Here is a 22,362-nt window from a genome sequence, read left to right as displayed (position 1 = left end):
AAAGTAGGTATAACAAATCCGTGGTTGGATGCTGTAGAAAGAAGTCCAGGTAATGCACCCGATTTAGAACCCAACTAAAATACGCATAACAAACGCTTTAAGACGGATTCGCAACGCTCGGCGGTTTTGGTTTGATTTGGCTTTTGTGTTTAAGGTGCAATAATCAAGTGTTGTGGTAGCGTTGCTCACCACTTAAGCGGGCGTTAGGGCACAGGGCGAAAATGGATAGAATCGTAGAATTAATCAAGCAAGATCCAGTTAGAGTTAAAGCCTTAGAGTGCGTATCTAAATTGGGCTTGCCTCAGTGTTACATTGCAGCTGGTTTCGTTCGTAATCTTGTTTGGGATGCACTGCATGGCTTTGATGTAGCAACACCATTGAACGATGCGGATGTTATTTACTTTGCTCCAGACGAGAACGACCCTAATGCATATTTACACCGCGAATCTCAGCTCAAGCAGCTAATGCCAGAAGTTAACTGGCAAGTTCGTAACCAAGCACTAATGCATACTCGGAATGGCGATTTACCCTACACATGCTCCCTTGATGCTATGAGCTATTGGCCAGAACAAGAGACAGCTGTTGCCATTCGACAAGTCGCACCTGATAGCTATGAATGTATTGCAGCTTTTGGGTACGAATCCTTATTTGGTTACTGTGTCACACATAACCCTAAAAGGTCACGAGAAACGTTTGAAAATCGTGTAAATTCAAAGGGCTGGCTAGTAAGGTGGCCATCTTTGAGAACAGTGCCCTAACAAAGCATTTAAGAGTGATTCGCAACGCTTGGCGTTTTCGCTTCGCTCAAGTATAGCCAAGCGCTGCTCACACCTTAATGCGGCGTTATATTTTTGAGGTGGTTCCATGAATAAACATATACTTAGAGATGTGGCAGTCTGGCTAGCTGCAGGTACAGGTGTTCTTTATATTCTCGGAAATACCTACTACATATCTTGGTTAAGGACACTTGGTCTTAGCTCATCTTTTTTGCCTAAAGACACCCCTCAGCTTTTACAGATCGGCTTCGCACCATTTTATACGTATGGTTTATGGGCTATTGCTTTTTTAATTCCAATTTTATGGTTGTTGAGATCTCTCACTAAGCAGTTATTTAGATTAATTGTTATAACTGTTCGGAAGTTAATGCCAGATTTTTACAATGAAGCCGCGAAAGCTTGGAACAACGAGGGAGCAACTTCTAAGCCTGTGACGCCTCAAAAAGTTAGTGAATTTTCAGAAACACTGGACTTTGTCATTAACAACTTAATGTTTTTATTCTTGTTGGCTCTAGTTTACGGATTTTTAGGATCATGGTTTGCATTTGATAAGCTGGAAGATATAAAAAAGAAATTGTGTATCAACTAGGTGATAGTGAATTGAGCATACTAACATGTTCGAGTATTACATCTTTGTGCGCGGTATATAACTATGATGACCACCAAACAGAGATCATCAAGATAGAAAGCCTCGCCAGTTCAGTTGTCGTGTCAAAGCCTGACGGGCTGTACGAACGACTATTTTTGAAGTCTGCGGATAAAAAAATATAACAAAGCATTTAAGAGTGATTCGCAACGCTTGGCAGTTTCGCTTCGCTCAAGTATAGCCAAGCGCCGCTCACACCTTAATGCGGCGTTAGCTTAATGGAGAAAGTTTTGACTAAAGTAGTTGTAGGGATCTTGTCCCTAATGGTAACTACAGCATATGTAATCGGTTTTTTATATGATGCTGCTTTTCTAGAAAAACTAGGATTTGCTCACTATGAAATGATTGGCGACTCTTTGGAATACCTGTCTATCGGTGGCATGTATCTGTTTTTCAATTTCTCTTCAGGTCTCGCATTTTTTATGCTTGTTGGTGCGTTAATTGGTTGTGGCTATATACCTCTGAAAAGGTTTATAACGGCTAAAGCTAATTGGGTTGGTTCCTATTTAGACTTGCAAAGTTTGCCTTACATTCTAATTGGCTTACTTCCTGTCTTATTTGTTGCTTTCGTACCTGTGGTAAATGATGCGAACGAACTATCAGATCAACATTTAAAATCTGAGGCAAATACGCAAGTCTGTAAACTATCTGATCAACAGTGTCTCAATGGTATTGTTGTAAAGTATAGGGATGGAAAGTTGGTTTTTTTATCTAAGGACAAGTCTACTTATAATCGAGTCATTGTAATACCTGAAAAAAACATCGCTATTGTTCAGCAATTAAGCTAACAAACTGTTCAAGAGGGATTCGCAACGCATGGCATTTTCACTATGCGTTGGTTTAAGTGATTAAGGTGGTATGCGGTGGCATCGGTATTGCGTTGCTCACCCCTTAACAGGGCGTTATGTGTTCCGTACGGAGAGAGGAAATAATGACAAAGAGAACACTGGTTTTACTCTATCCGGGGGCTATTTCCTATGAAGTAATGTAAGCGATAGAGTGTTTAGGAGCGTATGGGAGAGTTGATATCACCACCCCAGAGAACCACAATCATACCGATTCATCAGGTCTAAGAATTTGCCCCACTGTTAACTTTGAGGACATATGTATTACGGACTATCAAGCTCTTCTGATCCCTGGAGGAAATCCTGACTCAATAATGGAAAGCGACCCAATTGCTAGTTTCATCCAGAAAGCCTATGAATCATTACTAGTTATTGGTGGCATATGTGCGGGAGTATTAGTCTTAGCAAGAGCTGGCATCCTAAAGGGCGTTAAAATTACCCATAATTATACGGAAAAATATGCCCCAGAATCTTCGGTACTGCTCACTCGACCATATTGGGAGGGGGCTATCTATGAAGAGTCGTTGGTTCAAATCGACAAGCGTATAGTGACAGCGATGCCCAATGGGTACGTTGATTTTGGGTTAGCGGTGGCTGAAGCCCTAGAGTTGCTAGATCGTAAGCAAAAACAGTTTATTCTGAACTATCACAAGCAAGGTGCTCATTAAACACATAACAAATTGTTCAAGAGTGATTCGGCACGCGTGGCATTTTTACTATGCGTCAGGTTTAGTGGTTAAGGTGGTATGCGGAGGCTTCGGTATTGCGTGCCTCACACCTTAACAAGGCGTTAGGCTTCGTAATTGTACAAGCCCTTACTTGTGGTGTGGCATTCTAAAGGTTGTTGTAAATTTGGATAAAAATTATGTGTAATAAACTTCTAACGTCAGTGCTAGCGAGCTTCCTACTATCAGGATGTGTGTACTCTGTCCATACTTCCAAACTTGATACACCAATTAAGAAGCAAGTTTTAGAAGAGCAGGAGGCAACTAACTTTTACTCTGAAATGTCGATTGATAATGTAGAAAAAACGGCATCAATTGGCGATGAGTTGTTTAATGTAGCTCGTTATTACGAAACTGTTGATTTCTATGAAATCATTCCGTTTTCTAGCCCAACTAGTGTTCGTTTCCCTCAGAATCAAGAATGGACAGCAACTCACGAATACAATGACGGTATATCTGGTGATTTACTCGTGTATACAACCCCCGCATACCACCGCAGCCAAATCGGTGTAATTTTGGATGAACAGTATGTTGTTTCCACTTCAGAGCCGCTGGTTCAACTTAGTGGTGCAAAAGAAGGGCGTCGTTGGAAGCTGGCTGGAGAGGGTAAATTTTTCTCTTTAAGAGAAAAAAGCACCCGTGTTACAGACGACCCACGTTGGGGATTGAGATTTGGTGGTGTTCAATCAGGAATGTATGTTTTTGAAATTATTAATCGCTCTGAGTCAACAGTTACCGAAGTTTTACAAACTTTGAAAGTTACTGAACAAGATTTTATGTCGGGTTTTGTAGTAAGAAATGTATTTGTAAAAGGGACTCGTAGCTATAAGGCTGGTGTGATTGGGTTTAAAGCTAAAGACTTGAAAGCAACCAAAGCCTAACAAGGCGTTTAAGACGGATTCCCAACGCTTGGCGACTTGAGTTCAAATCAGTTTTAGTGTTTAAGGTGCAATGGTTTAAGTTAAGTGGTGGCGTTGCTCACCACTTAACGCGGCGTTATGTGCTTGGAGGAAAAATGCAATTTATCGAAGTTAAAAGTAGCCAAATTCCGCTAGATTTGCTGCTCGAAGCAGATCCTTCTAAGGCGAGTGTTTCATCATATTTATCAGAATCATGGTGCTTTGCTGCGCTAGATAATGAGCGTATTTTGGCGGCATGTATAGTGAAGCCTGAACCCCAAAACCTTGCTGAAATCTTCAATGTTTCGGTATATCCCGAGCTACAAAGTCAAGGAATTGGATCTCAATTACTCAAGTCAGTTCTGTCTCAGCTACCAAGTAAGGGAATCACTCGTGTTGAATTGGGTACAGGTACCTTTGGTTATCAACTGACTTATTATCAGCGCCTTGGTTTTCGTGTTGACTCGATCATCAAGGATCACTTCTTACTGAATTACCCAGAGCCAATCTATGAAAATGGTATTCAACACAAAGACATGCTGAGATTGTACGCACAGATTTAGCACGCACATAACAAGCAATTTAAGAGGGATTCACAACGCTTGGCACTTTAGCTTCTACTTCAGTTTTAGTGTTTATGGCACAATCCCTTAGGTTTGGGTGGAGGCGTTGTTCACCCCTTAATTGGGCGTTAGGCATCAAGGAGTCGTTGTGAAAGTTGGTGATATAAATATTGGTGAGTTAAAGCCAATCCCAGAACCGGAGTTATGTGACGAAAAGGAAGTTTTTGCCTTTTTTGGGTTAGCTTCGTTCAATGCACAGTGCGCTGAAAAAGCCCTAGTAAACTTCGCGATGGGTTATAAAGTCGTCGATAATTCAGCACTGAATCAAGAAGAGTGGTTAGAAATATACAATGGGTTAAATGCCCATACATTTGGTCGTCTATTGGGACAAGTTAAGAAGAACGTTGATCTACCTTATGAGTTAATAACACATCTTGAAGCTACTCTGAAAAAGCGTAACTGGCTAGCACACGATTTCTTTTACGATTATGCAATGCATATGTCAGATACTGATGGTCGCAAAGAAATGATCACTGAACTCCAGAACTTGATACACACTTTCCAAGTTGCTGATCATGCGGTAGAAAAACTGAGTTTGAAAGTGTGGGAAACAATGGGGATTACTGAAGATTGGCTACAAAATGAAGTTGCAACTCAACTTAAAGAGTACCATTCGGGAAAAGATGCCTAACAAACTGTTTAAGAGTGATTCGCAACGCGTGGCATTTTTACTATGCGTCAGGTTTAGTTGTTAAGGTGGTATGCGGTGGCTTCGGTATTGCGTTGCTCACCCCTTAGCAGGGCGTTAGTTGCACAGGGAGGTTTCGTGGAAGAATTAGCAGGCGGAAGAAAGTCCGCAATATATCGAGATGGTGAAGTTGTCTATCGACCTCTGCAACCGTGGAGTTCTACAATTCACCTTATTTTGAAGCATCTTGAGCGAGAAAATGTAGCTGAATGCCCCAAATTTCTTGGTGTTAGCCAAGATCAGGAAGTCCTAAGTTTTGTTGCTGGTAATACTTATAACTACCCACTAGTTGGTGCAATCGCAACTGATGATGCACTCATATCAGCAGCCAAATTATTGCGTAAGATACATGACTCAACTGCGCTGCTTTTAGAACAATTAGATGTTAATACACACAAGTGGATGCTAGAGCCAAGAGAGCCTTTTGAGGTAATCTGTCATGGTGACTTTACCCCGTACAATGTTTCCCTTTCCGAGAATACAGTTGTTGGTGTATTTGACTTCGATACTTCGCACCCAGCGCCAAGAATATGGGATTTAGCATATTCGGTTTATTGTTGGTCACCTTTCAAAACAGACAGAAATGATAAGTTAGGTACAATCTGTGAGCAGGTGGCTAGAGCTAAACTATTCTGTGATAGTTACGGTGCTACGGAGTCCGAAAGAAATCACCTAGCTGACGCAATGGTTCAGCGATTACAGGCTTTAGTTTCATTCATGCGTAGGGAAGCGAAAAATGGTGATGAATCCTTTGTTGAAAATATAGAGCAAGGTCATCTCCAAGCCTATCTAAATGACATAGAATATATCACTGAAAATAAACATAAAATTCAGTGCGCATTGTGCAACTAACAAAGCATTTAAGAGTGATTCTCAACGCTTGGCATTTTCCATTCTATCGTTGAGTTCAGTGTTTACGGTGGCCAGGTTTAGTTTCGTGGTTGCGTTGTTCACACCTTAATGCGGCGTTATGTGCTTGGAGGAAAAATGCAATATATCGAAGTCAAAAGTAGCCAGATTCCGCTAGATTTGCTGCTTGAAGCCGATCCTTCTGAAGCGAGTGTTTCTTCATATTTATCCGATTCATGGTGCTTCGCTGCACTAGATAATGGGCGTGTTTTAGCTGCTTGCATAGTGAAGCTACAAACCAATAGTCTTGCTGAGATATTCAATGTCTCTGTATATCCAAAGTTACAAGGTCAAGGTGTTGGTTCTGAATTGCTTAAGTCGGTTCTGTCTCAGTTATCAAGTAAGGGAATCTCACGTGTTGAACTGGGTACAGGCACCTTTGGCTATCAACTGACTTATTATCAGCGTCTTGGCTTTCGGGTTGACTCAATCGTCAAAGATTACTTTTTGCTGAATTATCCAGAGCCAATCTATGAAAATGGTATTCAACACAAAGACATGCTGAGATTGTACGTACAACTTTAGTACGCACATAACAAAGCGTTTAAGAGGGATTCTCAACGCATGGCAGTTTTGGTTCAAAGCTTAGCTTTTGTGTTTATGGCACAATGGTTTAAGTTGGGTGGCATCGCGTTGTTCACCCCTTAACGCGGCGTTAGTACTGGGTTGGCATCAAAGGCTAAAAGTTTCTGTTTTTATTGGTTTCTTTTCCTCGCTTTACATCTGATCAAATGTGCCTTTCAGGTTCGCTCCGGTGGCACTAGATGTGAAGTTTTCGCTTTGGGTTTATCGTTTACGGTTTCTAACTTTCGGGCTATTTCTCTGGCGTGGTTTCTTTGGCGCTGAGAAATTTTCGGAAAAACAAGCGTTTCTTTGTCGCAGCTGTTCAAGTTTGAAGCCCGTATTCTTTGCTAATTTGAAAACAGTGAAAAGGGCAGTGAAGCATGTTTTTCTTCTAGCCAACTTACGTCTTGAAGTTAGTTTTCAGTTTGGCAGTTTTCCGTTTAGCTTCATGGTTTTAAGCCAACAGCTTCGTGCTATATTTCAATGTATTGGTATGTACCAAAGGCTTTGCGGGCAGCGTACTAACAAACAATTCAAGAGGGATTCGTAACGCGTGGCATTTTTACTATGCGTTAATTTTAGTGATTAAGGTGGTTTGCAGCGGCATCTGTGTTGCGTTACTCACCCCTTAATTGGGCGTTATGTACCTAAGGGGTAACTGGAATTATGAGTGATTTTGTTCGTAAGGTTGGTGAAAACTGGAGTCAGATTGGTGCTGGCGCTAGTATAAAACGTCAATCAGCTGGTGCGACGAATCATGTTTTTCGTATCCAATCCTCAGAGACTTATTATCTTAGAAAATATAGTGTTCGCAATGTTGCTAAGATCAAGTTAGAACATGAGCTGCTGAGAAAGTTATCGCAAAATTTGAATACTATAATTGCCCCTGTTTTGACGCGCGATCACCACTCCTTTTGTAAAATAGGTGATGAGTTTTATGCTCTATTTCCTGAAGCAAAAGGAACGTTAATCGAAAAAAGTGCTCTGTCTGCGTTTCATGCTTTTCAGTTGGGAAAAGCCCTTGCTGACCTGCATGTTCAACTCGCTTCCGAGGTTGGAAACGACTTTCCAACAATTGAGCTTTCTTGGGATAAAAGTGCTTGGGTCGATAGACTACAAAAAATAGTCGCAGCTATTGAAACAAATAGTGAATTTGATATGAATAACTCGGTGCTACGAAGAGTAAAACAACAGCGTGATTATCTAGCTAGCTCAGAAGCTACGCACTCATATACCCCGTTAACAAGCAGGCAACTAATCCACGGCGACTTTCATCATTTCAATGTCTTTTTTGATTCTAATTGCACAGTAAGCGATGTGATCGACTGGGATTTAGTGCAAAACATGCCTCCTGGTTATGAATTGGCGAGAGCATGCATGTATATGTTCGATTTGGAGCTTCATAGGTCATTAGCTTTATTAAAAGGCTATCTGTCTGTCAAGCCTCTATCCCGATTAGAGCTTAACGATGGAGCAAAGGCGTGGGCTGTTTACGCCGACCACTATGTGTGGGCTTTGGAGGAAGTATTTTTAAAAAATAATACAGCGGCACAGAAGTTCATACCTCAAAGGGACTTTATCCCTTTTATGGAGCAATGGCTCCAAATTGAAAGTGCCTTGTTTTGAGGCGGTACATAACAATCTGTTTAAGAGTGATTCGCAACGCGTGGCATTTTTACTATGCGTTGGTTTTAGTGTTTAACGTGGTATGCGGTAGCATCGGTATTACCTTGCTCACACCTTAACAGGGCGTTATGTGCACAATCAAATTCAACTAAAATTTGCAGTATTGGGAATGGTGTAAAATTTAGAGTTTTCGAGTTCTAACATCGTCATAGCGCTTAAGCCAACATTCTCCCTATTTAAGTTTACCCATTTCAAAAAGTTTGTTTGTGGAACGAACTCAACAAATTTTTTCCGAAGCACTTCGCTTGAGATCGGAATGATTACACCAACACTTTTAAAAGCAGCTTTGATTATCTTAATGTCACACTTGTAAAGTTCTCGGGAGTAGTCTGCAGAGGTTTTATTTAGATAGTTAAGCTCAATATTAAAGCAATAGAGCTGACGAGATATGCTGACTTCATAGCTATGAGCAGTTTGTACGCCCACTTTGTAAGCGCAGTGAAATTCCCAATCCTTAACACCACCAATACCTACAGACTTCATGTTAGACAGTCTATGCCTAGGGTTCTTTGTAATCCCTATTTTAAAGACATCTATAGACGGGGAGTAAGCTACATAAATATGGTCACAGATGTATTTATTTCTACGATAAGGCGTATCTAATGCACCTTCAGGTATTTCGCTAACCAAAGTAACCGCCATAATGTAATTTATTGCTCAAACAGTAGCATATTTGTTAACTACGAAAGTTGAGTTAAGTGGAAAAATGCACATAACAAAGCATTTAAGAGTGATTCCCAACGCTTGGCATTTTCAGCTCAAGGTTGGGTTTCGTGTTTACGGTGGTATGGTTTAGGTCAGGTGGTAGCGTTGCTCACACCTTAATGCGGCGTTAACTGGCGCAGAAAATACGAAAGCACAATGATACAGTTTCTCGGTTCAGAGATTTAACGTGTTCGGTCGGTTTCCTTAGCTGAGCTAATGCGACTAATTTCAGTTTGATACTTAAGTTTACTGATGTGAAAGGCGGCACAAAGCCTTCTAATAATATAAGGCATTCGCGATTAGTTCGGCGCACTTACATCGCCGAAGTATGGTGTTGTGAGACGCATTTCAAACTAAAGATAAACGGTAATTTTTTGGTTAAATACATATTTGAGTTAGCTTTGCTAATCATTAATTAGCAAAACGAGCTTTGGCGAAAGTGGCTGAAAGATCGGCGAAAACTGAAAGGCGCTCAGTTAACAAACTGTTCAAGAGGGATTCGCAACGCGTGGCATTTTTGCTATGCGTTGGTTTTTAGTGTTTAAGGTGGTATGCGGCGGCTTCAGTATTGCGTTGCTCACCCCTTAACAGGGCGTTAGTTTCATAACATTTTCTATACGCCACTGAGTGCATATGTTGTTCTTTTTACTTCATAAAATAAGCCCTAAAATTATACATGGATGAGTGATGAGTAACGTAATTTCAGTTAGCAGTTTACCGTATAATTTGCCAAGCCATGAGCAAGAACAATTAAGAATATTAGCTAAAATAATCGGTTTTAAACCAGAACTACTTGTTGGGACTGGAAAAGTAGAAGTAGATGCGATTTGTTCGATGATCTTGTATAGACATCTCAGTCAGAAGCAACGAGTAGATGCTATGAAACTGATACGAAGTGTTTCGAATAGAGCCTTAATGGGAAAACTAGTAACAGGAGCGCTAGACACTACTTTTGTTAACCCACAATATGGCATGTGGTCAATGACTGAGAAAGAGTTACAGTCTGATAAAGATTTTCATAGCTTTTTAGACAATTTCGCTAGTTATATAGGTATTGGTGCTTCAAGCCTTGGACTCAAAGACCTATACAAGGAATCTAAAGCTAGAGGTAAACTTGGCAGAGGTGGTTTAGCTATGCTTGTCATTTGGGGATCTGTTGCGTTTAATAAGTCTGAATTAAAAAAAGTTAATACAGAGTTAGAAAATCGAAGTGTACGATTGGTTTCGGGGCTTCATCAATGATTTCAAATATTATTTCTTATGTGCTTGTCACTGTCTTCGCTATATGGTTGTGGAATGATGCTCCAGCTCAACATAGAGATAACCTGTTCTATGTGGCCGTAGTATGTTCTCAAATCGGTTTCTTTATTTATTCTCGAAAGTTAGAGAAACTTAAAAATAAGGTAGAAGACTTGGAAAATAAGCACTCTCTAGAAACAAAAAACTAACAAGGCATTTAAGAGTGATTCCCAACGCTTGGCATTTTTTATGTCATCGTTGGGTTTCGTGTTTAAGGCGTACAGGTTTCGTCTGGTGGTAGCGTTGCTCACACCTTAATGCGGCGTTAGGTTTTCGGAGTCACATGAAGAAAATTCTGTTTATTTTGTGTACGTTGATGTCAGGAGTAGTAATGTCTGAGGGTTTGTTTTTAAGTTCATATAACGAAGTGTCCGAACGTTATGCAATTCTCGATGAGTTTGAAGAGTCTGGGGTGCTTTACCTAACTAAGCCTCAAACTCAAAAGCCAGAAAGAGATGCTGTTGCGTACATACAGTACGTGCCTGTTTCCGAGGAATCTTGGAAGCAGAAAATGAGAGCAGGGGAACCGCCACAATTACACCAAGGGCTAGTTTCCAAAACAGCAATTATTGAGAAGACAGTAGAGCAAGATTTTAGCTTTCAATGGTCGGCTGATGGTAATTCAGTAGCCTTATTATATAGAAGCGTTCCCATAGCTTTCGTTACTAAAAGCGAAAAGTATGGTTTTAGCAAAGCGGTTGTATCAGATTCGCCAGTTGTTTCAGTCTGGAATTCAGAGAAGTTTAGTGAACTATTTGCGTAAAAACCTAACAAAGCATTTAAGAGTGATTCGCAACGCTTGGCAGTTTCGCTTCGCTCAAATATAGCCAAGCGCTGCTCACACCTTAATGCGGCGTTAGCAATATAAGAGGAAACCGATATGTCAGGTATCACAGACCTAGACGAATTATTGCGTTCGATGAGTCCAAAACTAATGGAATCAGAGTTTGTGTTTTGTACAGTTTCTGGTGTGCTAGCAGACTATGTTGACCTAAATCCAGTTGCCACGTTTATTGAATCTGAGGGTTTAACTTTGGTTCTAGAGAAATCAGCGGCAGAAAAGGCAGGTTTGTCGTTTGATGGTACATATAGTCAAATAACTCTGACGGTGCACTCCAGTTTGGAAGCTGTAGGTCTTACAGCAGCAGTGGCTAGCAAGTTAGCATCAAAGGGTATTAGTGCTAATGTCATTGCAGCTTATTATCACGACCATATCTTTGTTCAAAGTGGTAAAGCAGAAGCGGCAGTTTCAGCATTAGAAGAGTTCAGTGCATAGGGTTAAGCCATATTGCTAACAAAGCATTTAGGACGGATTCCCAACGCTCGGCATTTTTGGTTTACTTTGAATTTAGTGTTTACGGTACAATACTTTAAGTGCGGTGGTCTGCGTTGCTCACCACTTAATGCGGCGTTAGGTGCTAGAGGGAAAAGGTAGATATGGAAATCGCTTTTCGGCAAATAAGTATCGATGATTTAGACTTATGTGTTGATGCTAGAAAAGATGCATACTTTTGTAGTTTCGGTCATTACGACGGATTCGATGATTTCATTAGTGGTTATCGCGAGCGAGTTATTGAGCGTTTGGTGACTCCAGAGTAGTTCTACATTCATATTTTTGTTTCTGGTCAGTTCGCAGGACAGTTGGAGTTTCGCAGTTTTTCACCAGAGCCTGAAACTGGTTATGTGCATCTGATTTATTTAAAATCAAATTTCCGTGGCTTAGGGCTAGCTCCTAAGTTGCAGGATTACATCGCAAATGTCTTGTTTAGAGCAGGTTGTAAGCGTGCAGTACTTTCAGTAAGTCGAACTAACACTAGGGCTCTTACTTTTTACAAGCGCCATAATTGGGAGTTTGTGCGTAAGAATCCAAAGCACGATGAAACTGACTTTTATCAGCTGTGGTTACGCACCTAACAAATTGCTTAAGCGTGATTCAGCACGCGTGGCATTTTTAGTATGCGGTGCTTTTGGTGTTGAAGTGCCATGCGGCGGCTTGGTCATTGCGTACTTCACACCTTAGCAAGGCGTTATGGCGCAGGGCAAAATTCAGCTAAGGGAACTAGATGAGTGATAAAGTTAAAGTAGCCTTGCAGTGGCTCAAAGAAATCTTGGATGCAGAGGATGTGGAGTATCAAATAGTCGGTGGGTTAGCGGCAACCATTCATGGTGGTAGTCGGGAAATCGCAGATATAGATCTTTATATTCATAACTCTGACGCAGACAAGGTGTTATCGCATGTAGCAAAATACATATCAAAGCCGTTAGATCATTATGCCGAATATGGTTGGGATTTAGAGTATTTCCAGTTGGTTTACCAAAGTCAAAAAATTGAAATCGGTTTGTCTCAACATACGAAGATACAATCACGTCAAGATGGTTCTTGGCACCAGCTTGAAATCTACTTTTCAGAATCAGTTCTTAAAGATTATCAAGGTATCGAGTTGCCAGTCATCCCAGTTAATCGTTTAGTCGAGTACAAGCGGATATTGGGTAGGGAAGTAGACCAAATTGATATACAAGAGCTAACTTTGAGTTCATCGCCATAACAAAGCATTTAAGAGGGATTCTGGTTTTTTGTTCAAGTTTTTGTTTTATATGAATAAAATAAATTTTGCCCTAGGTTGGGGTGACATTTGGGGTTACACCGGAAAATAACTTTTAAATGTGATTTGTATCACGTTATTTTTGTAGGTGATTCTTGTTGAATGGTCTTGTTCCATGCTCAGCCACTTTAGGTGGGCAGTGGTATTTTGCTGACCGAAACTTGCTTCATCTGGGAACCTACATTTACCACTTCAAGTTCCATGTGTTCTGGGATCTTGATGACTTCAATTTCGATTTTTTTTAAAGTCGTCTTGGGGGCTCTGGGATTGATTGGGATGTTTGTTTGGGGCGTGAAGTTATCTAGGAAAAACCATGTGATTGAGCAATTAGTAGATTGGATCCGGATAATAGTGCTTACCAAACCTTCCTTAACAATATAAGCATGAATATCGCGATCAGTTAATCGCCCACCGGATGAATCCATCGCTCGGGTCATAATATACGGGCGTAACTGCTTACGCTCCCCCAGCGCTAAGAGAAGCTGGTTGATCATTCATGTAATCCTTCAGCCTCCTCAGCTAGGAGTATTTGTACCTATTTGTTCAATCTGCTTCAGCTGATTTCGAGGAGCCTAGTGATTTGGATTCGAGACTGCGCGTCTTTGAAATGTGCTAATGCGAGCAAGCGCATAAACCTGCAAATCACCCGCAGCCCCACAATACATAATCTGCTGAGTTCCTAGTGATGCAATTCTTAGACAACCAAATCCTGTTTGAACTCTACCACAGCAAGTTAGAGCAGGAGAAAGAAGAGTAATGATATTTGAAGAACTAAGGTATAAAAGCGATAAACAAACCGAGCAAGACGCAGTTCAATCAGTACGCAATGGGAACTGAACTGGTGGTTAGTGTTGTTTTAGATCCACAAAACCTAGGCTAACACTTGAGAAAAGTGATCAAAATACAGCTGATTCGTCGAACGCATTTTCGACCGCGTCTATGGTTGGAGTAAAGGAGCCGGATGAAGTCACTAAAGACTGGTTTGTTTCCCCCCGACTTCATGACCTTACACCATAGTAGCGAATTGGGAATTTTGACAAATGACAAACCAAGATAGAATTGAGTAGTTTTCCACTATTTGCAGTGTTTTTTTTCTAGAGAGCAGGCTGTTTCACGATCCTTATAAGCTTGCTCCGACTTCCCTAGATGGTCAGCTGCGATAGCACGAACATCAAAGTATACGGCTTTAGTCGGATCGAGTGCAATCGCCTTATTCAAATCAGCAAGAGAGGCATTATAGCGTTCTATAAGCCCTAAACCATATCCACGGGAAGCAAATAAGTTTGCCATTGTGGTCTTGTCTTCGCTTCCGTCTTCTTTGATTGCTCCCAGATCGTTCAGGTATCCACAAGCGCTGATTGATCTGATACCCGAGTGTATCCCAATAGGAAGGAGCGGACTCTGGGTTAGCTCTCTGAACCCGTTTGATGAGATCGGAAAGTAGTGCTTTAACTTGCCTGCAATTCGCTTGCCCCTTACAGAACAGTCCTGGTGGAATAAGTCCTCGTCGCGTTTCCTCTCCTGAAGCCTGATAGCTAAAAATGCCATCGTCAATACAATCGCGCCATCCTATTTTCTCTTTATCCTTAGTGTAGCCAAACTGAAGAATGGCTCCTTCACCTACAGAAATTGTTGAAGTCGGTTCAATAATATCAAGTGAGAATGGGTCTGCTTTTAAAAGATCGACCATTAGGTTTGAAACATTCCATTGTCGCAGGTCTTTCGGACATCCTTTAATAAGGCGCTCTCCTTTCGTAACAGGATGGAGGTCACTTTGAGGGCCATCGCTGACGCAAGTCACGTTAACGATCTGAAGATGACCTGATAGGGCGGGACGCAATGTCGCAGGGCTGGCTTTATATTCTATACGGTTCTTACCATACATGATCCACTTGCCACCACGTACAAGTTCTTTGATTTGGTGCAACAATGCTCGCTCTCCTTTTGCCTCCAGACGCGGTTTGAGGCGGTTGGAGGCAGAGATTCCCGATTGGTCGGCTAACGTAGGAATTCTGACCAGTTTTGACCTGAATTGTTTGAAGTCCTCTAGAAATTTTTCTTTAAATTCGATGAGACTGATATTTGCCTCATCCAGTTTTCCAGAATCTGCAAGCACGAGAATGAGAGCCTTGCGTGCTTCAACATTACTTGGTGCTATCGCAATCAATCTCCGGTAGTCCGTGATCGCTTCAGGAAATTGTCCAGCTTTTGTCAGAACTTGTGCACGATAAAGGAGATGACGATTATAGCTGTCACTTCCGGTATCTGACATTGAAAGAGCAGTTGTGTAGTCGGTTATTGATGAAGTTAAATTGCCTATACTGGCGTAACTGCTGGCGCGGTTGGCATAAAGCGCAGCCGATGGGATGACTCGGATAGCTTGGGTGTAATCTGAAATAGCGTCGTCATGTTTCCCTGCAAATGTGAATGCCATGCCTCGGTCGAAATGGGCACTAGCGCGTTCGTAATCGTTACGAGCGAGTATTAGGAATTTGCTTCGAACTTTTGCTGATTCATCGAACTTACTATTTGCGGAATAAGCTTGGGCGATGGTATCGAGTAAAACAACATTATTGGGCTGTTGGATTAGATCATAATTCGCGGCTTTGATGATGAGATCAGGGCAGTAAAACATCGCACCGGGATCTTCGGTGAGCTTATTGAGTTGTGGCAGCAATCTGAAGCCTCCTCTCACTGATTCAGTTTTGTTGACATCAGCGCTTCGAGCGTCGGAATATTTCTGGTGTCAGTTCAACGGCTTCGCACATGGCGGGAATGTCTAGCAGCGTGATATGACTTTCGCACTCAGTAATAAAACCATCGTTTTTCAGTTTTTTGAACGTTCTAGAAAGCGTCTCTGGCGTCATACCTAGCTGTGTTGCAAGCAGCTTTTTCGTCACGGGTAACGTAATTTTCCCTTCGCTTCTCGATTGAGCGCGATAGAAGTCAGCCAGCTTCATCACCAGTCTTTGATTCGCGTTTACTTGCGTCAAAATGTTCACGGTATCCATCAGCTGGTGGATGCGATTTGTCATGTAGTTCATTACTTTTAATGAAGTTTGTGGAGATTGAGTAAACACCGCTAACACATCTTGGTAGTGGAAAACAGACAGCTCGGTGTCCTGAACGACGCGGGCACTCATCGGATAGGTCCTTGGGGACATAAACATCGCCATTTCCGCAATCATTTCTCCCGCCATGAATACTCGAAACAGCTTTTCGTCGCCGTTTGGCATCAAACGAAACAATGAAACTTTTCCTCTCTCTACCAAATACATTTTTTCCGCAGGTTCGCCACGTTCAAACAGTTGATGCCCTGCATCGCAATGCAAAGGCGAGCGTTTTGAGAAGAGTTGTGTTTTTTCTTCTTCGTTAAGGAGCGAAACAATAGAGCCGGGCACGCTGTTTTCCTTAGCTTGATAATTATCAAGCAGCAAATTCGGACTTGGAGGATAAGATACAAATAATAATCATTATTGATTAATGTGCCAACTTATCCAACCTGAGAAAGGAGAACAGTTATGGACGGTATTAGCCACGTATTTCGATGGGTTGCCTTGTGCGGTCTGGTCGTTCTTTTTGTTCCCGTCGCCATCTTTGCTTAGGAGTCATTATGTCTAAACGATTAGCCATGCCTAATGAAGGGCGAGAAGTGACAAAAACACCGGGACACTGGGTACTCGCTCAACTGGGTAAGAAAGTGCTGCGTCCTGGTGGCAAAGAGCTGACACAAAAAATGTTGCAAGGGTTGGCAATTACCCGTGATGACCGCGTTGTCGAATTCGCGCCCGGTATGGGTTACACCGCACGTTTTTGCTTGGAAAAATCCCCAGCAAGCTACACCGCTATCGAACAAAATCAGCAGGCAGCCGAGATTGTTCGCTCTTACTTACAGGGTTCAAACCAACGTTGTCATGTCGGGAATGCACAAGAGACAGGGTTAGAGCCGGAATGCGCTTCTGTGGTTTACGGCGAAGCCATGCTGACGATGCAATCTGATGCGCGTAAAAACGAAATTATTGCCGAGGCTGCTCGAATCCTCGCGACTCATGGGCGTTACGGTATCCATGAGTTGTGCATTACGCCAGATACAATCGATGAAGATAAAAAGCGCGCGATTCAAAGAGAAGTTTCCGAGACCATTCAACACCCCGCCAAACCCATCACCCCCGCTGAGTGGAAAGCTCTGATGGAAGAGAATGGCTTGGTCGTTGAATTTGAAGCCGTTGCTCCAATGCATTTACTCGAACCAAAACGTGTTATCGCCGATGAAGGCTTGAGTGGGTTCTTAAAAATCGTGAAAAACGTACTGACTAAACCGCAAGCGAGAAAGCGTGTGTTAGGCATGCGTAAGATTTTCCGCAAACACGAAAAGAACCTATCTGCGATAACGCTTGTCGCAAGAAAGAAGGAAAGCTAAATCATGCTTGAATACACCTTATATGAAGATCTCGCCAGCGAAGTGGATATCCCCAAAGCAGGTATCACGAGTTGTCCTGTGTACAAAAGTGAGCGTTTGCGAGGTGTTATCTTCGGGTTCGCCGAAGGTGAAGAAATGAGCGAACATACTGCAGCAGTACCAGCGATTGCACAAGTACTCGAAGGAGAATGTACGTTCACGTTAGAAGAAGAGGCGAAGGAACTAAAAGCTGGCGCTTGGCTACTAATGGACGCGCATTTGCCTCACAGCATTATCGCAAAAACGCCATTGAAGCTAATGTTGTACCTGTTGCGCGAGCCTAAGTAACACGCAGTATTGAAATACAAACCAATGTAAATTTAGCCCCAACCAAGTGTTGGGGCTTTTGCGTTTATTGCTGCCGGTACTTATCTGACGAAGTTCTGCAATCCTGCCACACTGGCAAAGTTATAGAGAATAAAACCCGATGCCACCATGGTGACTGCCAAAACGAGGTTAAGCGTATCGCTCAAGTTGGCATTAGGTTTGGCGCTGTGATTTTTCATTTGGCGTTGAATCGTTAAAGCGTTGAACACCAATATCGAGTTGGTCATTGCCGTTCCTAAAGCCATCACGAATGTCGCGACCATGCCCCACATTAAGCTGCCTAGTATGTTAGAGAGAAACAGAACCAACACCGCACCAGTACAAGGGCGGAAGCCGATGAGTAGCAGTGCTTTCCATGAAATATTGTCATTAGAACCTGCGGAATCATCATCTTCTTGAGATCGTGTTTGCTTGATGCGGCGCTTGACCACCGACGCAAACTCTTTCAGCGCCAATAAAACAATAAACACCGCACAACCTTGCGTCAGCAGACGAACATTATCGGAAAGGCTGAAAGCAAACTGCTCTGCAATCTTGGCAGTAATCACGAAAAGAATGCACGCGCTCGCGGCTTGTAGGGCGGCAATAATCGCCATTAACACAAGTGCTTGTCGGCGACGGTAGCCATGAATCAAGCTCATTGACGTCACTGCCGTTTTACCGTGTCCAGGGGCAACCGAATGCAGTAAACCATACAGAAAGCTGAAGCCCAACAAGTACAACAGTTGCCCTTGGCTGATGAGCATCAGGTATTCACTGATATACCGTAGTTAATCATTTTAGCTTTGTGAAGAAAAAATGGATTCCTTTGGAATCCATTGAGTTGACTAATTGCGATTCTTTATTTTGTCTTTGGTAGGGAGTAATACTATTCTCTATACATGCCGTACACACAAGTCACGATGTACTTAATAAACGTTACGAAAAAAGCAGATTTATCTGCCTTAATAGACAATACATCCTTAAGTTACTATATAACAATAACATCGGAGCACTTTGTGTTGTTAGAATTGGTAATCAGCCACAAGACCGAATGTACGAGGTCCGCCCATTTCGATAAGATCATTCTTATGGCGAAGAACGTAATCTTCATCTGTTGCATTCTTAATGTAGGCCCGAATGGTGAGATCATTCATGGCATAACCTGCATTGAGATTCAATATGGTGTAGTCGCCTGCTGACGTACTTCGGGTGTTGGCGAGATCTGTAAAGTAATCCGTTACGTGATTAACACGAGCACCAAAGAAAATGCCCGAATCTAGCTGTTGGGTGAAGCCAAGACCAGCCGACACTTCAGGTGCATAACTGAACTCATTCCCATTTAAGTTTTCAACAGTACCGCTTGGTCCTTCGGTGATTTCTGTTTTTAACAAGCCTACAAATGCGAATACGTCCAGACCTGAGTCAAACCAGTAATTGGTTTCAACTTCAGTACCGTATGTTTTTCCTTTAGGGATGTTTGCTATGTAATTGTCGAAACGATTTCCACTGTCACCATACACGACCGTTTGATAGTTTTCATAGTCGTTGTAGAAGACATTTGCAGTCAAACCAAGTCTATTTTCAAGGAAAGTTGAACGGGAACTTAGCTCATAAGTCCAGACTTCTTCCTGCTCAAACACAAAGACCTGTTGTTGGTACTCGTTGTATCCAAGTCCGCCAGCGTTGTATCCTTTACGAGCAGTAAGTCCAAGCATTGAATTGTCTGATACATTTAAAGTTACACCGACTTTTGGTAGCAAAATACCGTTACTTTCATCAGCATTGAAATCGAGTGGGAACCTTGCGTGGTCAAAATCACGCTTCAGCTCATCTTTTTCGTAACGAGCGCCAAGTAGCAAGCCCCAACGGTTATTGAGCTGGACTTTTGAATCGAAGTAAATTGAGTTGGTCAGAACTTTATCTTTACGCTTCATCGAGTCTGTTTGCGTATCCTGATCTTTGTAAAAACTGCTTACCCCGACAATGGCATTGTATTTGTCATCTAACGAGTTATAAGATAGCTTCGCTTCTGCGGTGTAGTTTTTTTCATCAACATCACCCCACCAGTCCGTACGAGGATAAGCTTTGAATTTCGTATTATAGTCTCGGCGCGCAAGCAATACATCAAGGGTTAATTCATCATTGATTAAGTAATTTATGTCAAAATTTGCATTCCAGCTTTCGGTTGTTTGACGTCGAGTACCGTTTTCATCAATGTATTCAAACTTACCTTTTTCAGAAACCAGATTTGTATATTGACCTTCTTCATTACGGCTAGCCAATGTTAGTTTTAGCGTAAGCTTATCGTTAGACATCGGTTTGAATAACAGCTTACCTCTCACATTATAGGATTCAACTTCAGAAGGGTCCCATGGATATTGGTCATTATCGGGCAGCGAGTAATCAATTGGTGTATTACCCTTTGTGCCCTCGGCGGCTAATCGAAATGCGAGCTTTTCAGACACGATTGGGGCAGAAACAACACCAGCTAAGTGATATTTGTCATCTTCGTTTTCGTAGCCACCACGAACTTTACTTTCAAAGTGGAACGTTGGATCTTTGGTTTTGATGACCACCGCGCCGCCAATACTATTTCGGCCTTGGTTGGTTGATTGAGGGCCTTTATAAATCTCTACTTGTTCTGTATCCCACAATCCGGCTTTACCAAAGGCTTCACCAGTCCATGACTCTGACACGCCATCAACGGTTGTATTCACCCTTGGTGTCGCTCCTGTCATGAAGGAAAGGAAGCCTTCACCAGGCCCACGACCATCGACACCTCGAATATGTGGAATACCAGAAGGGGCATTCAGTACATTCGGGACGCGATCGAGTAGATCGTAGTATGTTTGATCTTCGCCATTGTCTGCTTCATCAGTAAAAACGGTGACTGAGCTTGTGTTCTCAGCAAGTGTACCACCGAGTTTTTCACCAAGTACCACAATGGTTTCTAGGGTTGTTAGGGTTTCTTGGCCTTTCTTAGTATTGCTGTTGTCCACTTGCTCTGCTGAAAGAGTGGTGCTGGCTCCAAGGCAAATTACACCAATGAGCATGGCAAGTTTAGTCTTGCCAGTATTAGTGATGGTGATGCCACTGTTTAAATCCATGGGCTTCATGACCTGAGTATTCCTTAATAAAAAAAGAAGAAAACATTTGATGTTGTAACAACATTTATGTAAAAAAGTGTTGCGGCAATAATACTAATGATAATTATTATTATTTACAACAATGATGATATAAGTTTGTGCTATCTCATTACTAGAAGATATGCATGAAGTATCGACGTACAAGTTGGATTTGTGATGGATATAAAGGCTTTTCGAATAATAGAAAATAAGAATATCAATAGTGTTTTAAGTGGTTTGCTTGAAGATAATGAAGAAGTAGGAGCCCCATGTTGGTGGAACGAGGTGCAGACAAAAGGAACACCTTTTATCCTTTCCCAAGATAATACAAGCGTTGAGCTGCTATTTCTTTGGCGAAACACGGATGACAGTGTTAAGGAAATATACATTGATATCAATGGTATTACTGATCATCACAGCTTTGATATGGCAAGGCTTACTCATGTCAAAGGAACGGATGTTTGGTTTTATAAGGCAAGGGTAAACAGTACGTGGCGTGGGAGCTACACGTTTATTCCAGTGACACATGAACGCGTCCAACCAGCGTACCACGGAACATACCAAGAGAAACGCACCAAGCATCGGGAGTGGTTGAGAACCATTTTTCCTCTTAGTGTTCGCGATGATTTAAGTAAAAACAATTTGTCAGCCTGCGAATGGGGACGTTCGAAAACGCCGCTATCTATGCCAAAGGCAGTATCGCAAAGTGCTTGGTCAAGGTTCGATACAAAAAATGGCAATGTTCAGGCAGGAGCGGGCATGCAACTGGCTTGGACTAGCCAGTGTTTAGGTAATGAGCGCTATGTTTGGTTGTATTCGACAGCCAGCGCTGACCAAATGGCTGAACTGCCATTGGTTTTAGTCTTAGATGGTCAATTTTGGTCTCAATCCATGCCTCTGTTCAGTGCGCTGACCGATGCGACGAGCAGCGGTCAGCTTCCACCTGCCTTGTATGTCTTCATTGATGAAATCAATGGAGCGCTGCGTAATGAAGAATTCAGTTGCAACCCTTTGTTTTGGCAGGCTATCACTCAAGAACTGCTGCCGTTGGTTGGTCATTATTTCCCAATTACTAATGAGGCTAATCGTACGGCTGTTGTTGGGCAAAGCCTTGGTGGTTTGAGTGCGATGTATGCCGGATTGAACCATCCGGACCGTTTTGGTGCGGTTGTTTGTCAGTCGGGTTCATTCTGGTGGCCTGATTTTTCGTTAGTGAAGCCACCTAGTGAATATTCTCCTCTTCAAACAAGCGAACCTTTAACTCAAATGAGTCAATTGGTTCATTCTGGCCTTGGTTCTAACGTAAAGCTAAGTGTTTTTATGGAAGTTGGGTTAGGGGAAGACATCATGGTGGACTTGAGCCAAGACCTATACCAGCAACTTAAGCAACAAAACCATCGGTTATCGTTTCGCACCTTTGATGGTGGACATGAACGCCTGTGTTGGCGCGGAGGCATCATTGATGGGTTGTCATATGTTTTTAATTTTGAATCCTGATTTT

At 42.2% G+C, this 22,362-nt stretch carries 24 protein-coding genes and 1 pseudogene; 19 read left to right on the top strand and 6 right to left on the bottom strand.

Annotation, left to right across the window (positions count from 1 at the left end; translation table 11 throughout):
• The first annotated feature begins 221 nt into the window (after nucleotides 1-221).
• The 10 genes from N646_RS04145 to N646_RS04095 all read left to right on the top strand — a co-directional run bounded on the left by N646_RS04145 (nucleotide 222) and on the right by N646_RS04095 (nucleotide 8,301).
• The gene (locus tag N646_RS04145) at nucleotides 222-758 is read left to right on the top strand and encodes a nucleotidyltransferase family protein (protein ID WP_017821412.1); all 537 of its coding nucleotides are present in this window, start codon (nucleotides 222-224) and stop codon (nucleotides 756-758) included.
• Nucleotides 759-864: 106 nt separating this feature from the next.
• The gene (locus tag N646_RS04140) at nucleotides 865-1,365 is read left to right on the top strand and encodes a hypothetical protein (RefSeq protein ID WP_017821413.1); all 501 of its coding nucleotides are present in this window, start codon (nucleotides 865-867) and stop codon (nucleotides 1,363-1,365) included.
• 287 nt (nucleotides 1,366-1,652) lie between these two features.
• On the top strand, nucleotides 1,653-2,210 hold the full coding sequence (locus N646_RS04135; protein ID WP_021707815.1) for a hypothetical protein: 558 nt from the start codon (nucleotides 1,653-1,655) through the stop codon (nucleotides 2,208-2,210).
• A 206-nt stretch (nucleotides 2,211-2,416) separates the two neighbouring features.
• Complete coding sequence (locus tag N646_RS23400; protein WP_309303445.1) at nucleotides 2,417-2,935, top strand: DJ-1/PfpI family protein; 519 nt, start codon at nucleotides 2,417-2,419, stop codon at nucleotides 2,933-2,935.
• Between the two features lie 197 nt (nucleotides 2,936-3,132).
• Nucleotides 3,133-3,873, top strand: a complete 741-nt coding sequence (locus N646_RS04125; protein WP_017821416.1) for a hypothetical protein — start codon at nucleotides 3,133-3,135, stop codon at nucleotides 3,871-3,873.
• A gap of 134 nt (nucleotides 3,874-4,007) precedes the next feature.
• Nucleotides 4,008-4,454: a GNAT family N-acetyltransferase gene (locus N646_RS04120; RefSeq protein WP_017821417.1), complete on the top strand. Its 447-nt coding sequence runs from the start codon at nucleotides 4,008-4,010 to the stop codon at nucleotides 4,452-4,454.
• Between the two features lie 148 nt (nucleotides 4,455-4,602).
• Complete coding sequence (locus N646_RS04115; protein ID WP_017821418.1) at nucleotides 4,603-5,145, top strand: hypothetical protein; 543 nt, start codon at nucleotides 4,603-4,605, stop codon at nucleotides 5,143-5,145.
• A 135-nt stretch (nucleotides 5,146-5,280) separates the two neighbouring features.
• Complete coding sequence (locus tag N646_RS04110; RefSeq protein ID WP_017821420.1) at nucleotides 5,281-6,054, top strand: aminoglycoside phosphotransferase family protein; 774 nt, start codon at nucleotides 5,281-5,283, stop codon at nucleotides 6,052-6,054.
• A gap of 135 nt (nucleotides 6,055-6,189) precedes the next feature.
• Entirely contained in the window at nucleotides 6,190-6,636 is a 447-nt protein-coding gene (locus tag N646_RS04105; RefSeq protein ID WP_017821421.1) for a GNAT family N-acetyltransferase, read from the top strand.
• A 705-nt stretch (nucleotides 6,637-7,341) separates the two neighbouring features.
• Complete coding sequence (locus N646_RS04095; RefSeq protein WP_017821423.1) at nucleotides 7,342-8,301, top strand: phosphotransferase; 960 nt, start codon at nucleotides 7,342-7,344, stop codon at nucleotides 8,299-8,301.
• Between the two features lie 144 nt (nucleotides 8,302-8,445).
• Here the strand turns inward: N646_RS04095 and N646_RS04090 are convergent, their stop codons facing one another.
• Complete coding sequence (locus N646_RS04090; protein ID WP_021707816.1) at nucleotides 8,446-9,003, bottom strand: GIY-YIG nuclease family protein; 558 nt, start codon at nucleotides 9,001-9,003, stop codon at nucleotides 8,446-8,448.
• 750 nt (nucleotides 9,004-9,753) lie between these two features.
• Here N646_RS04090 and N646_RS04085 point away from each other — a divergent pair.
• The 6 genes and pseudogenes from N646_RS04085 to N646_RS04055 all read left to right on the top strand — a co-directional run bounded on the left by N646_RS04085 (nucleotide 9,754) and on the right by N646_RS04055 (nucleotide 12,911).
• Complete coding sequence (locus tag N646_RS04085; protein WP_017821426.1) at nucleotides 9,754-10,308, top strand: hypothetical protein; 555 nt, start codon at nucleotides 9,754-9,756, stop codon at nucleotides 10,306-10,308.
• A gap of 340 nt (nucleotides 10,309-10,648) precedes the next feature.
• Entirely contained in the window at nucleotides 10,649-11,128 is a 480-nt protein-coding gene (locus tag N646_RS04075) for a hypothetical protein (protein ID WP_021033927.1), read from the top strand.
• 117 nt (nucleotides 11,129-11,245) lie between these two features.
• Nucleotides 11,246-11,641 (top strand): ACT domain-containing protein, encoded by a 396-nt coding sequence (locus N646_RS04070; RefSeq protein ID WP_017821429.1) that lies wholly within the window; start codon nucleotides 11,246-11,248, stop codon nucleotides 11,639-11,641.
• A 161-nt stretch (nucleotides 11,642-11,802) separates the two neighbouring features.
• Nucleotides 11,803-12,279 (top strand): annotated as a pseudogene (locus N646_RS04065) (GNAT family N-acetyltransferase).
• The gene (locus N646_RS04060; RefSeq protein ID WP_017821431.1) at nucleotides 12,242-12,385 is read left to right on the top strand and encodes a DUF3265 domain-containing protein; all 144 of its coding nucleotides are present in this window, start codon (nucleotides 12,242-12,244) and stop codon (nucleotides 12,383-12,385) included. The pseudogene N646_RS04065 and the gene N646_RS04060 overlap by 38 nt, the downstream one beginning before the upstream one ends.
• Before the next feature lie 43 nt (nucleotides 12,386-12,428).
• Entirely contained in the window at nucleotides 12,429-12,911 is a 483-nt protein-coding gene (locus tag N646_RS04055; protein ID WP_017821432.1) for a hypothetical protein, read from the top strand.
• A 185-nt stretch (nucleotides 12,912-13,096) separates the two neighbouring features.
• Here the strand turns inward: N646_RS04055 and N646_RS04050 are convergent, their stop codons facing one another.
• From N646_RS04050 to N646_RS04040, 3 genes are all read right to left on the bottom strand, one after another.
• The gene (locus tag N646_RS04050) at nucleotides 13,097-13,462 is read right to left on the bottom strand and encodes a hypothetical protein (RefSeq protein WP_021707818.1); all 366 of its coding nucleotides are present in this window, start codon (nucleotides 13,460-13,462) and stop codon (nucleotides 13,097-13,099) included.
• 740 nt (nucleotides 13,463-14,202) lie between these two features.
• Nucleotides 14,203-15,645, bottom strand: coding sequence for a tetratricopeptide repeat protein (locus N646_RS04045; protein WP_017821433.1), 1,443 nt, complete (start codon nucleotides 15,643-15,645; stop codon nucleotides 14,203-14,205).
• Between the two features lie 37 nt (nucleotides 15,646-15,682).
• Nucleotides 15,683-16,369 (bottom strand): Crp/Fnr family transcriptional regulator, encoded by a 687-nt coding sequence (locus N646_RS04040; protein WP_017821434.1) that lies wholly within the window; start codon nucleotides 16,367-16,369, stop codon nucleotides 15,683-15,685.
• A gap of 212 nt (nucleotides 16,370-16,581) precedes the next feature.
• Between N646_RS04040 and N646_RS04035 the strand changes: the two genes are divergently transcribed.
• Both N646_RS04035 and N646_RS04030 read left to right on the top strand, forming a co-directional pair.
• Complete coding sequence (locus tag N646_RS04035) at nucleotides 16,582-17,388, top strand: class I SAM-dependent methyltransferase (RefSeq protein ID WP_017821435.1); 807 nt, start codon at nucleotides 16,582-16,584, stop codon at nucleotides 17,386-17,388.
• 3 nt (nucleotides 17,389-17,391) lie between these two features.
• The gene (locus N646_RS04030; RefSeq protein ID WP_017821436.1) at nucleotides 17,392-17,715 is read left to right on the top strand and encodes a cupin domain-containing protein; all 324 of its coding nucleotides are present in this window, start codon (nucleotides 17,392-17,394) and stop codon (nucleotides 17,713-17,715) included.
• 80 nt (nucleotides 17,716-17,795) lie between these two features.
• Here N646_RS04030 and N646_RS04025 read toward each other — a convergent pair whose 3' ends face one another.
• A complete protein-coding gene (locus tag N646_RS04025; RefSeq protein WP_017821437.1) occupies nucleotides 17,796-18,500 on the bottom strand; it encodes a nickel/cobalt transporter in 705 nt (234 codons plus the stop codon).
• A gap of 258 nt (nucleotides 18,501-18,758) precedes the next feature.
• A complete protein-coding gene (locus N646_RS04020; protein WP_017634328.1) occupies nucleotides 18,759-20,852 on the bottom strand; it encodes a TonB-dependent receptor in 2,094 nt (697 codons plus the stop codon).
• Between the two features lie 186 nt (nucleotides 20,853-21,038).
• Here N646_RS04020 and fes point away from each other — a divergent pair, with 186 nt between their 5' ends.
• Nucleotides 21,039-22,358, top strand: coding sequence for an enterochelin esterase (fes, locus tag N646_RS04015; protein WP_017821438.1), 1,320 nt, complete (start codon nucleotides 21,039-21,041; stop codon nucleotides 22,356-22,358).
• Nucleotides 22,359-22,362: the final 4 nt, after the last annotated feature.

This window comes from Vibrio alginolyticus NBRC 15630 = ATCC 17749 (genome assembly GCF_000354175.2).
GTDB lineage: Bacteria > Pseudomonadota > Gammaproteobacteria > Enterobacterales > Vibrionaceae > Vibrio > Vibrio alginolyticus.
Note: the sequence above shows the minus strand (reverse complement) of the source record. Positions and strands in the feature narration are given on the sequence as shown.